At 54.5% G+C, this 15,786-nt stretch carries 13 protein-coding genes and 1 pseudogene; 11 read left to right on the forward strand and 3 right to left on the reverse strand.

What is annotated here, in order from left to right; all coding sequences use genetic code 11:
- Window positions 1–7: 7 nt before the first annotated feature.
- The 5 genes from HGP13_RS36980 (at window position 8) to HGP13_RS38480 (ending at window position 6,298) form a co-directional block, all read left to right on the forward strand.
- Entirely contained in the window at window positions 8–1,189 is a 1,182-nt protein-coding gene (locus HGP13_RS36980; RefSeq protein WP_172235151.1) for a M24 family metallopeptidase, read from the forward strand.
- 246 nt (window positions 1,190–1,435) lie between these two features.
- On the forward strand, window positions 1,436–1,906 hold the full coding sequence (locus tag HGP13_RS36985) for an Lrp/AsnC family transcriptional regulator (protein WP_109670719.1): 471 nt from the start codon (window positions 1,436–1,438) through the stop codon (window positions 1,904–1,906).
- Between the two features lie 638 nt (window positions 1,907–2,544).
- Window positions 2,545–5,019 (forward strand): FAD-dependent oxidoreductase, encoded by a 2,475-nt coding sequence (locus tag HGP13_RS36990; RefSeq protein WP_172235152.1) that lies wholly within the window; start codon window positions 2,545–2,547, stop codon window positions 5,017–5,019.
- 311 nt (window positions 5,020–5,330) lie between these two features.
- Window positions 5,331–5,753, forward strand: a complete 423-nt coding sequence (locus HGP13_RS38475) for a hypothetical protein (protein ID WP_246707507.1) — start codon at window positions 5,331–5,333, stop codon at window positions 5,751–5,753.
- The gene (locus tag HGP13_RS38480; RefSeq protein ID WP_246707508.1) at window positions 5,723–6,298 is read left to right on the forward strand and encodes an NAD(P)-dependent oxidoreductase; all 576 of its coding nucleotides are present in this window, start codon (window positions 5,723–5,725) and stop codon (window positions 6,296–6,298) included. The genes HGP13_RS38475 and HGP13_RS38480 overlap by 31 nt, the downstream gene beginning before the upstream one ends.
- A gap of 104 nt (window positions 6,299–6,402) precedes the next feature.
- Here HGP13_RS38480 and HGP13_RS37000 read toward each other — a convergent pair whose 3' ends face one another.
- Window positions 6,403–7,584, reverse strand: a complete 1,182-nt coding sequence (locus tag HGP13_RS37000; RefSeq protein ID WP_172235153.1) for a M20 family metallopeptidase — start codon at window positions 7,582–7,584, stop codon at window positions 6,403–6,405.
- Window positions 7,585–7,849: 265 nt separating this feature from the next.
- Between HGP13_RS37000 and eutB the strand changes: the two genes are divergently transcribed.
- Both eutB and eutC read left to right on the forward strand, forming a co-directional pair.
- Complete coding sequence (eutB, locus tag HGP13_RS37005; protein ID WP_246707509.1) at window positions 7,850–8,836, forward strand: hydroxyectoine utilization dehydratase EutB; 987 nt, start codon at window positions 7,850–7,852, stop codon at window positions 8,834–8,836.
- A complete protein-coding gene (gene eutC / locus HGP13_RS37010; protein WP_172235155.1) occupies window positions 8,836–9,828 on the forward strand; it encodes an ectoine utilization protein EutC in 993 nt (330 codons plus the stop codon). The genes eutB and eutC overlap by 1 nt, the downstream gene beginning before the upstream one ends.
- 196 nt (window positions 9,829–10,024) lie before the next feature.
- On the opposite strand, the pseudogene HGP13_RS37015 reads toward eutC, so the two are convergent.
- Window positions 10,025–10,465: pseudogene (locus tag HGP13_RS37015) on the reverse strand (aldehyde dehydrogenase family protein); the annotation flags it as partial.
- Window positions 10,466–10,637: 172 nt separating this feature from the next.
- Window positions 10,638–11,624: a GlxA family transcriptional regulator gene (locus HGP13_RS37020; protein WP_109670853.1), complete on the reverse strand. Its 987-nt coding sequence runs from the start codon at window positions 11,622–11,624 to the stop codon at window positions 10,638–10,640.
- Between the two features lie 240 nt (window positions 11,625–11,864).
- Here HGP13_RS37020 and HGP13_RS37025 point away from each other — a divergent pair, with 240 nt between their 5' ends.
- The 4 genes from HGP13_RS37025 to HGP13_RS37040 are packed head-to-tail and all read left to right on the forward strand — an operon-like array spanning window position 11,865 to window position 15,782.
- The gene (locus HGP13_RS37025) at window positions 11,865–12,728 is read left to right on the forward strand and encodes a transporter substrate-binding domain-containing protein (protein WP_172235156.1); all 864 of its coding nucleotides are present in this window, start codon (window positions 11,865–11,867) and stop codon (window positions 12,726–12,728) included.
- 30 nt (window positions 12,729–12,758) lie between these two features.
- Complete coding sequence (gene doeB, locus HGP13_RS37030; protein WP_172235157.1) at window positions 12,759–13,748, forward strand: N(2)-acetyl-L-2,4-diaminobutanoate deacetylase DoeB; 990 nt, start codon at window positions 12,759–12,761, stop codon at window positions 13,746–13,748.
- Between the two features lie 35 nt (window positions 13,749–13,783).
- Window positions 13,784–14,563 (forward strand): hypothetical protein, encoded by a 780-nt coding sequence (locus tag HGP13_RS37035; RefSeq protein WP_246707510.1) that lies wholly within the window; start codon window positions 13,784–13,786, stop codon window positions 14,561–14,563.
- 37 nt (window positions 14,564–14,600) lie between these two features.
- Window positions 14,601–15,782, forward strand: a complete 1,182-nt coding sequence (locus HGP13_RS37040) for a M24 family metallopeptidase (protein ID WP_172235158.1) — start codon at window positions 14,601–14,603, stop codon at window positions 15,780–15,782.
- The last annotated feature ends 4 nt before the right edge of the window (window positions 15,783–15,786 follow it).

The raw sequence follows: 15,786 nt of genomic DNA on the forward strand, positions 1-15,786 counted from the left end.
AAGTCACATGTCATATGTAATCCCATTCGACGCGGAAGAGTACGATGCGCGCCTTCGAAAGATCAAGGAGAGGATGGAAGGTGCTGGAATAGACCTTCTGCTTTGTACCGACCCGGCGAACATTAATTACCTAACGGGTCTTGATGCGCTCTCGTTCTATGTGCCCCAGGTCCTCCTGGTGCACAAAGACGAAGCTGAACCGTTCTGGTTCGGTCGCATGATGGACACATCGTCCCTCAAGGTTACCACCCGACTGCCCGAGAAGAATTTGTTGCCGTACCCAGAAACTATGCTGCATCAGCAGCACGTCCATCCCTTCCAGTTGCTAAGCGAGCACATCCAAACTCGCGGGTGGGCCAGCCAAACGATCGGGGTCGAAATGGACGTCGACTACTACACTGCCCGATGCCATCAGACTCTCGTGGTGGGGTTGCCCAACGCCAAGATCGTCGACAACCGTCGTCTCGTAAACTGGGTTCGGCTGGCTAAATCGCCAGCGGAACTCCGTTACATGCGAGAGGCCGGGAAAATCACCACCGTCGCCATGCAGGAGGCTATCGACAACTTGCTGGCCGGAAAAAGGAGCTATGAGGTAGCAGCTGACATCCTCCATACATCGGTCATGGGCACCGATGGGCTCTACGGGGACTCTCCTGCGGCATTTCCATTTGTGATGGTTGGTGAGAATGCCCACGCCTGCCATCTGTACTGGACCGACCGGGACATGCCCGAGAACGAAATGGTTGTTCTAGAACTGGCGGGCGTCCGCAAGCGGTATCACAGCCCGCTTGCTCGAACGATCCTTCTTGGTAAAGTGACCGACGAGCCGCGCCGACTTGCCGATATCATCATCGAAGGTGTCGATCGGGCACTTGAGGCTGCGAAACCGGGTGTGACGTGCGGCGAGGTCGAGAATATCTGGCAGGATGTCCTGCGAAGGAATAATCTTACAAAAGACAGCCGCGTTGGCTATCCTGTTGGCATTGCCTACCCGCCGGACTGGGGTGAGAAGACAGCCAACATCCAGAATGGTGATAAGACTGTCCTGGAAGCGGGAATGTGCTTCCACTTCCAGTCAGGCCTTTGGCTAGATAAGCAGGGTATTGCGCTCTCGGAGACGTTCGCAGTCACCGAAAACGGAGGTGAACGCCTAGCCCAGGTCCCACATCGCCTATTTTATCAACATTGAAAATGACGGCCGCCGCACCGTCGTGCGCTTTACAATGGTGCGGCCCCCACTCCAGACGTGAGATTTGCATGGTTTCCAAACCCCCGCCGAAACGTCTAGGTGTGGAAATCAACAGTGGGCATCAGACAGCCTTCTGGCTCAGACGACCAATGCGTTGGTCTGCTTTTATCTGGAGGTGTTGGCAGACAGTACAGGCTCCGGTTAAAACTTGCGGGGATCGCTGTTCAGTTTCGTCGGAGGCAACCTGTGAGCACTGAAGACATCGACGACTACGACAGGAAGATCCTCGAGATCATCCAGGTCGACGCCGAACTCCCGGCCTCGACGATCGCCGAAGTGGTGAACCTGTCGGCATCGGCGGTCCAGCGCCGAATCAAACGTCTGAAAGACTTAGGGGTTATCGTCGCTACCGTCGCTGTGGTTGACGGCAAAAAGGTCGGCCGCCCGCTGGTATTCCTAGCCGCCGTAGAGGTTGAGCGAGAGCGCAAGGACCTTCTTAACCAGCTTAAGAAATGGTTGCTGGGCGAGAGCTATGTACAGCAGGCGTTCTACACAACAGGTGCATCCGACCTCACCGTGATCATTACAGCGAAAGATGTTGAGGAATATGATCACATTACCCAGATGATGGTGGAGATGAACCCGAACATAAAGCGGATTAATACGAGCGTCTGTCTGCAGATTTACAAACGTGGAAGCATTATCCCAACTGACTGAGTGAACATCCGGTGCCCGCAGCCGGCAAGGATTTGGCACAAACCCGAGTCGGGCCATTGCATACTACCAATCTCCTAGAGACAATTTACTAACACTGATCCTGATATCAATTTGTACGCAACCATGCGGGATACAGGCCGGTGACGTATCCAGAATGGTCGGGATGATCATAGCTGTTTCTGGATTCCACTGATCCAAATGATTTTCGTTTGTGTTGTGTCCTCGTAAATACGCCTTCGAAGCTCGTGTTGCCGTGCTTGGACCCGCCGAAGCGCATGGCATCAAATACGGCAATCCGATGAACACTGATCATTACGCCCTCCGGGTCAATGCCCGCGGCGTACGCCGCGTCAGGAAATCTCGATCTCGTCAACACTAGTTGCAAGGGATTTCAAAGATAACCCAGCACGCGATCTAGCCCCCTACCCCGTCTCAGAGTGCATCTTCTACATGGTAAGACGGCATCTTAGGGATCGAACGCGCCTGTTAGCCGCAAAAGTTCGACGCCACTCGCGGCCAAATCGATCATTCTATGTAAAAAACGCAGAATATGCACGCCGCACACGGCTAACTTTGACCAAGTATTTGCAGAGAACGCGGCGGCTTCACATGCCCCTTCATTCAATCCATAGGGTTCCATGACACATTCCCCATTCGTGCGCCCCCGCGCTTTGGCAGCCCGTCATCACGAGATAGTCATTCTGGGAGGCGGCATAGCGGGCACCAGCGTTGCGTATCATCTTGCGAAGTTGGGCAAGAAGGATGTCGCGATCTTGGAGCGGAACACTCTCACTTCCGGCACGACTTGGCATGCGGCCGGCTTGATCATGCAGACACGTGGCACACATTCGTTGACCGAAATCGCAAAATACAATGCCGAGCTTTACGATGCCCTTGAGGCCGAAACAGGCCAGGCCACCGGTTTCAAACGCAACGGCACGCTCGGCGTTGCACGGACGAAGGATCGTCTCCACGAAACCGCCCGCAACGCGTCGGTCGCTAAGAGCTTTGGACTTGAAGCCCATATGATCTCCCCGGCGGAGGCGAAGGCGCTTTATCCTGCAATCGACGCTTCGATCATCGAGGGCGCAGTGTTCATCCCCCGGGATGGGCAGACAAACCCCATCGACACCTGCATGGCATTGGCAGCAGGTGCAAAGCAGAATGGGGTCCGAATTTTCGAAAACCAAGAGGTAAAAGACCTTTGGCGGACGCCGAAAGGTCTCTACCAGCTCCAGACCGACCATGGGGTCATAGAGGCGGAAACGCTGGTACTAGCCTGCGGGCTCTGGACACGTGATTTAGCAGCGCGGTTAGGTGCGCGCGTCCCATTGTACGCCGCCGAGCATTTCTACGTGGTCACGGAACCGATGGATTTCATCCGTCCTACGCTCCCGGTCCTGCGGGACACTGATGGTCACGTATACTTAAAGGAGGATGCGGGAAAGCTCCTTATCGGCGCCTTCGAGCCTTGGGGAAAGCCCCTCGCGATGGAGAGCCTGCCCAAGGAGACGGCTTTCATCGAACTTTTGGAAGATTGGGACCATTTCGAACTGCCTATGACCAAGGCTATTGAAATAGTTCCCGGACTTGCCGATGCGGGAATAGCTAAGTTCTTCAATGGCCCGGAAAGCTTTACTCCGGACCTGCTATTCATGATCGGCGAGGTCCCGGGACTGAACAACCTTTTTGTGTCTGCTGGTTACAACTCCGAAGGCATCGAGTATGGGGCGGGCGCCGGCCGCGCCTTAGCTGAATGGATCGTTGCCAAGTCCCCGCAGATGGACATCAGCTTCGTGGATGTGGCCCGCTTCCATCCCTTCCAGATCAACAAGCGTTACCTGCACGATCGCACGGCAGAAGTACTCGGCTTGCACTACAAGATGCACTGGCCGAGCCATCAACCAGAAACTTCGCGCGGGGTTCGCAAAAGTGCTCTCCATGATCGCTGGGCGAAACTTGGCGCGAGCTTTGGCGAGGGCATGGGCTGGGAGCGTCCAATGTGGTTCGCCGGAGAGGACCAGCCAACAAATAACGTTTACTCGTACGACGAACCAAACTGGTTCAGACATACTGCCGAGGAGTGCCGCGCTGCGCGTGCTGACGCGGTGTTGTTCGACCAAAGTTCCTTCGGCAAGCACCTCATCCAGGGAAGGGACGCGTGCCGGTTCCTCCAATGGCTGTGCGCGGGTAATGTCGACGTCCCCGTCGGCAAACTCGTCTATACGCATATGCTCAACAAGAACGGTGGTATCGAGACCGACATTACCGTCAACCGGCTTTCGGAAACTGAATACCTCATCATATCCTCGGCCACTGTGCATCCGCGCGACACAGCTTGGATCCGCAAACATATCGACGCGGAGTGGAACGTTACGCTGACGGATGTGACTTCAGCCTATGCGGTGCTATCCCTGCAGGGCCCAAAATCCCGTGACATCCTCTCGAAGGTCACCGACGCCGATCTCTCCAACGAATCGTTCCCTTTTGCCACCAGCCAAGTAATCGATGTCGGCTATGCGCGGGTCATCGCCAACCGCCTGACATATATCGGAGAGCTTGGCTGGGAACTGCATGTTCCTACGGAAATGGCTCAGCACGTTTTCGATATCTTATGGGAAGCCGGGGATGGGAATGGTCTGCGTCCAGCCGGCTACCATGCCCTGGAGCATCTTCGCTCAGAACGCGCTTACCGCGAGTATGAGCTTGACCTCACGCCAGTCGACACCCTGCTCGAAGCCGGACTCGGATTCACAATTGACTGGTCGAAGCCGTGCGGCTTCCAGGGCAAGGACGTCTTGGATGCACAGAAGGCGGCCCGCACACCTCGCAAGCGGCTGCTTTCATTTAAGCTGATGGATCCCAGCCCCGTGCTCTTCCGCGAAGAGCTTATCCGACGCAACGGCGATATCGTCGGTTACGTTTCGTCCGGCGTAAAGAGTTTCACGCTCGGGTCTTCGATAGGACTTGGCTATGTCAAACACGCTGACGGTGTAAGCCGAGAATGGATCGACGCGGGAAACTGGCAGATCGAAATCGCTGGCAAGCTGTATGACGCGGACGCTTCGCTCCAGGCCTTTTTCGACCCTAAGGGCCTTAGAGCGAAAGTCTGAACAGGCATTCACGCTCCTTCCATTACGCCATTACGTGATTTTCGCGCAGTTCTAAATTTAAGCAGGATTGCCGCGTGAAAAGCATAAATTTGGGGTCTTGCGGCACTCTGTAGCATTTATTGTCGGGCATGCAGCGCTCGCTCCCGCAGCAGCTAGATATAAATCTGCGCTCGGTTTGGCTTGCCAATATTTGAATATCCAATCTGAACTAAAGACATTCGTCAATCTGGTCGCATCAGAAAGGCTAACCCATGAAAGTCGCATGTCTGTGGCACGCAACCCAGGATGAACTCAACTTTATCAGGAGCTCATTGCCCGCCGACACCGTAGTGACTGCTCCGCAAGGCCAATACGATTCGAGATTTGAAAGTTCATTCGTTGAACTGGATCCAATCACTCACGATGCTGATGCCCTCTTGGCGTGGGCGATTCCAAGAGGAGTCGTAGAGAACGCCAAAAAGCTCAAATTTTTGAGCTGGATGCACAGCGGAGTAGATGACTTGGGACAATTAGGGATCTTGGGCCTTGCCATAAAAAATCACTTCCGCATTGCGAATATACGTGGAGCCAATTCGATCGCGGTAGCCGAACAAGCGATGATGTTTGTGCTTTGCCTCGCCAAGAAGACTTTGCGCAATCACAAGAGGGGGCTTCGGACGGGACACAACAATTTCCGCTTTGGGATCCGACTGATCGTTCCGGTATGCTCAGCGGACGTCGCCTTGCAGTTGTAGGCGTCGGTGAGATCGGAGCGAGCGTCGCCAAGCGGGCGAAGGCCTTCGATATGGAGGTTATTGGCGTGCGCCGACACAAAGAGCGCCCTGTTGAGTACGTGGACCACATGTATGGACCGGCCGATTTGACCGCAATCCTGCCTGATTGCGACTATGTTGTTTTGGCAACGCCGCAAACGGAAGAAACACAGGAACTGTTCGGCGCAGAAGAGATTTCTGCAATGAAGAAAGGGGCATACCTGATCAACGTGGGCCGAGGCGGTCTCATCAAAGAAAGACCGCTTTACGACGCGCTCGTTTCGGAACATCTGGGTGGCTTCGCCACAGATGTCTGGTGGAAGTATGAGTACGGCGCCGCCTTCCCGAATGGGTGGGGCTCTCGGCTTAATATACAAAAGCTTCCAAACGTTGTCCTATCTTGGCATGAAGCTCACAATGCAGACGACGTTCTTGAAAGGAACCTGGAGCTTGGTACACAAAATTTACGCCAGTTTCTTGCTGGGCAACCTGTCTGCCGCGAAATCAATCTTGAACTTGGATATTGAGCTCGAACGCAGCTGTCGCGCTATTGACGGCCGGCCTGTGAGCCAAGTCTGGGCGGCTATACAATAGAGCGGATGGGTTAACGTGGAGCGGCCAGATCGATAGATCATTTGCGGAGCAACAACTGACAGTATCGAATAGCCAGTTCAGTTGTCGGTATGAGCAAATCGTCGGAAGCTCCGAAGGTTGGCGTGTGAAGACCCGTTTCATAACCGGGTTCCTGACTGCCGAACCAAAAGTATATGGATGGAACGCAGCTGGAATAGTAGCCGAAATCGTCGCTTCCTGAGAGAGCTGGTGGCTCAACGAATTTGGACTCCCCAACCGTTTCAAGAACAAGATCTCGGAACAGCGCGACCATCCCGACGTCGTTGATAACGGGCGGATCGCCAAGATGGGAGGTAAACACCGCCTCACCTCGATGTGTTGCCGCAATGCCCTCGGCGACCTCGCGAACGCGACGCACGAGATGGGCACGCCGCACCAGGCTAGTGGTGCGTATCGTTCCTGTCAGCAGAACAGACGAACAGATAATATTGCGAGCCTCGCCTCCGTGAACGGTCCCGACGGTAACAATGACCCCGTCATCGCCGGGAAACTCGCGCGATGCCACTTTTTGAACCTCGTTGATGAACGCGGCCGCTATGGCGATGGCATCCACTCCCTCATGAGGCATGGCCCCATGAGCCATCAACCCCTTGAAAGTGACGTCAAACTGGTCAGCTGATTTGGTGGCCGCACCTGGCCGTGCGCCGTAGACTCCCGAGGGAATGCTTGGCATGATGTGCATTCCGACGGCCGCATCGAAACCATCGAGGAGCTTTTCCTTCAATACCGACAGGCCACCTACCGGTTCCATTTCTTCTGCAGGTTGGAAGAAAACTCGCACTCTACCGGAAAAATCTGCCCGCATCCGATGGAGAGCAAGCGCTGCTCCCAATGCGATCGAAGTATGCATGTCATGCCCACAGGCATGCATTCTACCAGGGAGCACTGACTGGTAGGACAAATCATCACGTTGCTCCTGGATTGGCAGCGCATCAATGTCCCCACGCAATGCCACAGAACGGCAAGGACCCTCAGCCAATCCTTCAATGTCGACATAGAGGCCGGTTTTATGAAATGCCTTGGACCCCGTTAGACCAAACGCCTCTAGGGCGTCGCGAAGTCTCGCTTGGGTCTTCCACTCATTGTTTGAGAGCTCGGGCTCCTGGTGCATCGCGTGACGCATTTCGATCACCGCGTGGCGCTCTTCGGATGAGAGCAGGTTGTTGGTCAAAGCAGACATTACATTGGCCTCTGCGCGTAAGCAGCATCATTCCAGTCCCTATGTTTAGACAAATGGCAACCTGTAAGGCCGCATGATCGTCGATCTTTACGCGCGATTTCGGCGTCAAACGCTGCCTTGTCAGTGAAATCCATCGCTGCAGGGTGATATGATTCCTATCGGTCGTATAGGCCAGTCGAGACTGTCCAACTCGCACGCAAGTACACCAACTCACCACCAGTCGCGCCGCCAACAGGGCCTTTGCAACGTAAGGAGTATCATACCCTTGATACAACTGCCCGACATAAACGAGGCGCGCCGGCGCATCAGCGATGTGATTGTGAACACACCCCTGGTTCGCTCCACAGGGCTTTCCCGCGAGTCAGGGGTCGAAGTCTTCCTAAAAATGGAGCACCGACAGAAGACAGGAAGCTTCAAGCTCCGCGGCGCGACGAACGCCATCAGCCAACTCACCGAAGCTGAAAAGATACGCGGCGTCGTGACGGCTTCGACGGGAAATCATGGTCGCGCAGTGTCGTATGCTGCCACTGCTGCGAAGGTGCGTGCTACGATATGCGTTTCAAACCTCGTTCATGAAAACAAGATCGCAGAGATTCGAAGGCTGGGCGCAGATCTGCGTATCATAGGCAACTCCTATGACGAGGCCGAACAAGAGGCTGAGCGTCTCGCAGAACACGATCGCATGGTGATGATTCATGCATCAGACGACCCAAGGATTATTGCGGGTCAAGGCACAATCGGTCTCGAGCTTCTCGAAGCATTGCCTAATGTCGCGACGGTTCTCGTGGCCGTCGGAAGCGGAGGGCTTTCCGCTGGCGTCGGGCTTGCAATCTCGAGCTTACGTCCAAGTGCCCGGATACTTGGTGTATCAATGGATCGTGGCGCCGCCATGAAGGCAAGCCTTGAGGCAGGCCATCCGGTTGAGGTTGAGGAATTGCCAAGTTTGGCAGACGCACTCTGCGGCGGAATTGGCTTGCAAAACAAACTAACCTTTAAGGCATGCCAGAGCCTGCTTGATGACGTTATCCTTGTCAGTGAGGAAGAGATCGCCGCAGGCATCCGATATGCCTACGATCATGAGCATGAAGTAGTCGAGGGTGCGGGAGCCGTAGGCATTTCTGCACTTCTTGCCGGCAAGGTCACCGCTCTAAAGGGGCCTATCGCGATCATCATCTCGGGCGGCAATATCAATATGGCCCTTCATCGCCGCGTCATGGCCGGCGATCACACCATTTTCCAGCAGGTCGGCTAATGCAAGAAGTCACCATTCTAACAGAGCAAGTCTTGAGAGGCCTCGTGCCATTGGACCAAAACGCTGTGCAATGCATCGAAGATGCCTTTCACGCGCTTGCCACTAAGCGGGTGGTGATGCCGCCAATCTTACGACTAGACATACCTGAACATCATGGCGAGGTGGACGTCAAAACGGCTTATGTGAGCGGTCTTGAAAGCTTCGCAGTGAAGATCGGACCCGGCTTTTTTGATAACCCTCGTATCGGACTGCCCAGCACAAGCGGGCTTATGGTGGTGCTTTCCAGCACGACCGGCCTGGTGCAGGCGGTGTTGCTTGACAATGGATACCTGACGGATATCCGCACCGCCGCAGCTGGAGCCGTGGCCGCAAAGCACCTCGCTCGCGACGATGCCTCCATTGCTGCAATCATTGGAGCCGGCGTCCAGGCGAAACTTCAGTTGCAGGCGCTCGCTCTCGTTCGGCCTATCCGAGAAGCCCGACTGTGGGCACGCAATATCACAAAGGCAGTAAGCGTTGCAGCAGAGCTTTCAAGTCGCCTAGGTTTCCCTGTTACTGCATATGCCGACCCTCGTGTCGCAATTGCCGGATCCGACGTCATCGTGACAACGACCCCGTCGACCCAGCCAATCCTGCTTGCCGAGTGGCTCGAACCCGGGCAGCATCTCACTGCCATGGGATCCGATGCAGAACATAAGAATGAAATTGCGCCTGGTGCAATCGCACGCGCCGATGTGTACGTGGCAGACAGCTTGGCACAAACTCGGAAGTTGGGCGAACTCCGTTGCGCGCTTGCAGATAATGTTATCCCAGAAGGTCAACGCCACGTGGAACTTGGGCAACTCATAGCGCGGTCAGAGGTTGGAAGGATTACAAAAGCTCAGATTACGGTCGCGGATCTGACCGGCACGGGGATTCAAGATACCGCAATTGCAACGCTCGCCTTTCACCGAGCGAAAGCTGTAGGTGCGGGTATGACCCTGTGGAACTGACCCTTTCCAGTCAGCATGAGTAGTAAACGCGAGCCTTTCTACGCGCCTCGTAGCGGCATGTGGCATCCAGTTTGGCGGCATTCGTGGTGGCGATCTCGGGTCGCTCCACATGCTCGGAGAGCGCTTGCGCAGGTCGATCCACGGTCTCGCAAGGAGGTGCTTCAGGATGCCGATGCAGAGATACTTCGTTTCATGGTTAGTGTTCGAACCCGTGGCGCGAACCCTCCTGCCCGATGCCGGGCTGCTTCATTCTGAAGGGTGCCGCTCCCGATGACATGCGTCCCGTGTTGATGCCCATGCCATGTTCCAAGGTCTCGGCCATCCGCCAGACACGAACCAGGTCCGCGGCAAGAAGTAGGCGGCCAGGCCGTAGACATTTGCCTCGTTCACAGCCTGACCCGCAGGGTCGAAGCGAAGGGATGTGGCCAGCGGCCCCCCTCTTGCGCAATCGGTTTTCGCCAGAGATTTGACTGAGGACCGGCGGTCGGAAAAGCGTGCCGTCCTTACCATTGTGCTTGCCCCCGTGGCCAATTTTGTCGCCGTTTGCGACCGCATCGGGGATATGAAATTCGATCTTGGCCAGAGCGTGACTATCGATTATCGGGCCGATTGCCGACCCTGAATCGAATCCGTCACCAACCCGAAATCGGCGATCCCGCTCGACAAACTCACCATGAACTCCCGATTGGACGTAAAGGCATTCGCGGTGGCAGGGCCGGCACTACGGCTCTCGCTTCGATCGCACCACGAATCCATCGTTTGTATCTTTTCGCCTCAAGAGCAACCACAACAAGGGCTAAGGCTGTCCTCTAGCTGTTTGAAATTGGTTCGCGAAGAGTGCCGGGCGTGACACCAAAATTCTCTCGAAAAGCTCTTGTGAAATGAGATGCGTTTTCAAACCCAACCTCAATAGCAATATCCAGCAGTGGCGCGTGAGTAGCGATAATGAGTTGCCTTGCCCTTTCGAGCCGCAGCCGTTTGTAGACCACCGCTGGCGAACTTTTGATCGTTTTTGTGAACAAGCGCTCCAGCTGTCTCCGAGACAAACCGACCTCGGCCGCAAGTTCGGAAATCGAAAGCGTCCTGTCAATATTGCCATCCATCGCAATTAAAGCCGCCTGGACTCGTGGATCGCTGCTTCCAATAGACTCCGGTCTTCGCGGCTGTACATGAATTGCCGGACGTGCTTTGTCGATCTGGAGAACCTCCAAGGCGTTCCGTTCAGCCCTGTGACTAATGTGCCGCCTGACTATCGAAAAGGCCATGTCGGCAGCGCTGCTGCCACCAGCACAGGATCCTCTGGTACGGTCGAGATTGAATATGCGATCCGATCGGACTTGGTGATCCGGAAAACGCTGACGGAATTCTCTGAAGTGCAGCCAACTCACACAAGTCCGGTGGTGCCTCATCAGCCCTGCGTCAGCCAAAATGAATGTGCCCGTGCAGACACCAATTAGGGGGACCTTCTTGCTCGCAGCTTGCTTGAGATAATTAACTGTCGCGCTATCGACTGGGGAATCGTGCCTTAATAGACCTCCGATCACGACAATATAGTCGAAATTGCCGGGGTCCGTGAAATCCGACGTCGGGGTTACGCGGATACCGCAGCTTGAATCGATCGTATTCCGACAACTCGCCAAGACCTGCCAATCTGCAAAAACTCGACCCGATTTGTCGCCGTCGTCGCTAGCCAAACGTAAAGTGTCAACGAACAAAGCAAACGCCGTGAGCGTGAACGAGCGTGCGAGTATGAAGCCCACTCTTAGTCGTGCGGTCTTTGTAATTTCTCCCAACACCTGGTTTAGCCTCCTCTAGATATGATTGTGTTTGGCTGCGAGCCTGCGCAATGAAGAAGGGTAAGCTTGCCTCCGCTCAACCTCCTACGGGCCTGAGAAGAGAAAAAAGCAAGTAGCACCTTTTGTGCGCGCTTCTTAATCGCATCGAAGGCCGAAAACGCGGGATCGCCGCTCTTCAGCGCGTTAGACTGATTGTGCTTGACGGGTTATCCGATCAAGATTCAACCACGAGGCACTCACATGACAGCAGCAGGGAAGTTGGGAGTAAAGCATTTCGCACTCGCAGTCGTTCTGACAGCAATCACGCTTGGTGCTACGGGACTAGCTGTTGCCGATGATCTGCTTACGCGCACGCGCGCCGGCGCCCCTCTTAGAATTGGCTTTTCAAATGAACGACCTTGGGCATTTCCCGATGAAAGCGGTAAAGCCGCAGGCCTGATGAATGTCGTCGCAATCAACACTCTCAAGGCAATGGGGATCACGAATATCGAGCCGGTTGTTGTAGAGTGGAATTCCTTAATTCCCGGCTTGCAGGCAGGGCGATATGACATGATCACCGGAGGGATGTACGTCCTGAAGACCCGCTGCGATAGCATCGTCTTCTCGGATCCAGTCATAAGGATGGGGGATGTCTTTGGGGTCCCCAAGGGTAACCCAAAGAAGATCGAAACATTCGAAGACATCAAGAATCAAAATTCCGTCTTGGTCACCACCGCAGGTAACAACACGGTCGAAGTTGCCAAAAAGGTCGGGATTACAGACGACAAAATAATGCAAGTTCCCGGCCCCACAGAAATGCTAGCCGCAGTGCTAAGTAACCGGGCGGACGCGGCTGGAACAAATTATTTCAGCATAAAGGCTCTCGTCGACCAGAGTGATGGAAAGCTCGAAATCACAGATCTTAACAAAATGCCGGAGTGGACCTTGAATTGGGCTGCAATGGGCTTTCGCGAAGAGGACAAAAGTTTCATCGAGGAGTACAATAAATTTCAAAAGAAATATATAGGATCTGCCGAAATGATGAGCTCGGTCGCTGAATACGGTTACACAAAGGACAACCTGCCGGGTAATGTAGCGACGGATTGGTTGTGCAAGAACCGGTGAAATAATGACTCTGTTGTAGGTCTACCGACGATGGCGAAGAATCCAATTACGTCAACCGTTGATTTCCAGAGGGATGGAGTTCAGCATGGGTTCCTGAATTTGCCTTACTCGTGTGACCAGTCAGCCTGGGGATCGATTAGAATCCCAGTGACTGTAGCCAAAAATGGAGAGGGCCCGACGGTCCTCTTCACGGGTGCGAACCATGGGGACGAATACGAGGGCCCTATTGCCCTTTTCGATCTGGCACGCAACATAAGAGCAGACGAGCTTTACGGTCGCGTCATCATTGTGCCCGGAATGAATTATCCCGCATTCCGAAACGGCACAAGAACGTCACCCATCGATGGTGGGAACTTGAACCGAATGTTCCCCGGCGATCCGTCGGGCTCGGTGACGTCGAAGATAGCGGACTATTTTTATCGTGCACTTCTGCCACTTGCGGACTTCGTAGTGGACTTCCACTCCGGCGGTAAGACGTTGGAGTTTATTCCGTTCTGTTGCGCTCACGTTCTGGACAACAAAGAACAGGAAGAAAAATGTGTCGCCGCCATGCGAGCCTTCAACGCGCCATATTCAGTCATGCTGATGGAAATTGACCCGGAGAATATGTACGACACGGCTGCGGAACGAATGGGAAAGGTCGTCATCGGGACCGAGCTATCTGGCGGGGGAACGTCGACGGTCTATACAAATGAGATCGCGAAAAGGGGCATTAGAAATATCCTGAAGCACGCCGGAATAGTAAAGGGCGACCTGGAGCAGGCGTCCTCGACGGAGCTTAACGTGCCCGACCCGAGCTGTTTCCTATTTTGCGAGAATTCTGGTCTTTTGGAACCGTGTGTCGACCTGGGTGACGTTGTTGTTGCAGGTCAGATTGTTGCCCGAGTTCACCCGATCGGCCGCACAGGTGCCCAACCGGAGGAATACCATGCCGCGATTGGCGGAGTATTTTCCGGGCGACATTTCCCCGGCCTAATTTCGGCAGGAGATTTTCTAGGGTTGGTAACGATTCCTCTGTGAACAGTACTTGGTCAACGTAGACAGAAGGCATTTCTATGGCTGAACAACATGAAACCGTGCGACGGTTCGGTCGCTCGAATGCTGCAACATTCGATGACGGGCCGGGGAAGTACAGAATAGGACTTGTCGCGTTGTCCAACGACTATGTGACTGAACGAGATTTCATGAATATGCGACCCGATGACGACGTCGTCATCTACACGAGTCGGCTGGCGAATGCTCCTGACTGCTCTTTGACGTCGTTGCGCGAGATGGCGCCACGCATCACCGAAGCCACTTCGCTGCTTGTTCCGGAAGGCCGCCTCGATGTCGTTGCTTATTCCTGCACCTCGGGAACGGCCGTTATGGGCTACGAGAGGGTTCAGGAACTTGTTCATGCTGGTCGTCCGGACGTAGCCTTCAGCACTCCTCTTACTGCGTCACTAGCAGGGCTCAATCGCTTTTCGGTACGACGTGTCGCCGTTCTCACTCCTTATACCGACGAAGTGAATTACGTGATCGCCAGCAATATTGAGGCGTCCGGAATCGAAATAGCGGAGTTCAACAGTTTCAATCTGTCCGACAACGAGTTGATGGCGAGAATTACCCCGGATAGTATCGTTCGGTCTGCGTTGGAGCTTGATACATCGACCGCCGATGCCTTGTTCATTTCTTGCACCGCGATCAGGGCGGTTGAGGTAATAGAGATTATCGAAGCAAAAATCAAGAAACCGGTGATCACGGCGGTGCAGGCGCTGTTTTGGCAATCCTTGCGACTTGCAGGTTATAACAAGCCTGTTCCAGGATACGGGAGTTTATTGAGACTGTCCCAATAAATGGATATCGGGTCCCTTTAAATAGTGTGGAATTAATATGTTTTATGACAAGCCATTCAGCCCAGCTGAGTATGAGAGCCGAATATCAAAAGTGAAGCGGAGCATGGAAGCGGGCGGTTTCGACCTCCTCATCTGTCAAGACCCTGCAAGCATGAACTGGCTCTCCGGTTTTGATGGATGGTCCTTCTACACCCCACAGGCTGTTCTGATATGTTTAAGCGAAACCGCCCCAATTTGGTTCGGTCGCGCCCAAGATGCTAAGTCGGCGCAGATTACCACGGACATTCCAACTTGCAACATCATCGGCTATTCTGAACCGTTAGTCCATCACGCGTCGAAGCACCCATTTGACGAACTCTGCGGCCTCATCCAGACGCGAGGCTGGGCATCCGCACGCATAGGCGTCGAGATGGACGCCCACTATTATACAGCCAGGGCTCATCAGCATTTGGTAGCCGGCCTTCCAAATGCACGATTTGCGGATAGCAAGGAATTGGTCAATTGGGCAAGGCTGGTGAAGTCCGAGGCCGAATTGGTGTACATGCGGGAAGCCGGGCGGAACGTTTCGAGCACGATGAAGAAGGCAATTGCCAATGTCAAACCTGGCAGGAAGCAATATGAAATCGTCGCCGACGTGTATCACTCTCAGATCACCGGCCTCGATGGAAAGTACGGGGACTACACAAGCATTTGTCCGCTTATGCAGGTTGGCGAGGGCACGAGTACTCCCCATTTGACCTGGAGTGGCGAGGCTCTCCCAACCTCAGGCCTGGTTGTGATGGAGCTAGCGGCAGCGCGCCGACACTATCACACGCCTTTGACCCGCACGCTCCATCTTGGCGCCCCCCCCAGCCACATGGCCCGGCTCGCGGCCACGATCGTCGAGGGAGGCGACGCCGCACTCAGCGCGGCTAGACCTGGGGTAACTTGCGGCGAAGTTGAGAGAGTGTGGCAGGCCGTCCTCCGAAGGGATGGCTTTGAGAAATTAAGCCGCGTTGGATATTCGATTGGGTTGAACTATCCCCCCGATTGGGGTGAGAGAACCGCAAGCCTGCGCGATGGTGACACGACGGTCCTTGAAGAGGGCATGTGTTTTCATTTTCAATCAGGCGTGTGGCTGGCAGAATATGGTGTCGCGGTATCGGAGCCTTTTGTTGTGACAGACAAAGGCGGAGAACGGCTGTCTAATGTCGATCGTGAATTGATTGTAGTCGACTAAAGGT

This window comes from Mesorhizobium sp. NZP2077 (assembly GCF_013170805.1).
In the GTDB taxonomy this organism is placed as follows: domain Bacteria; phylum Pseudomonadota; class Alphaproteobacteria; order Rhizobiales; family Rhizobiaceae; genus Mesorhizobium.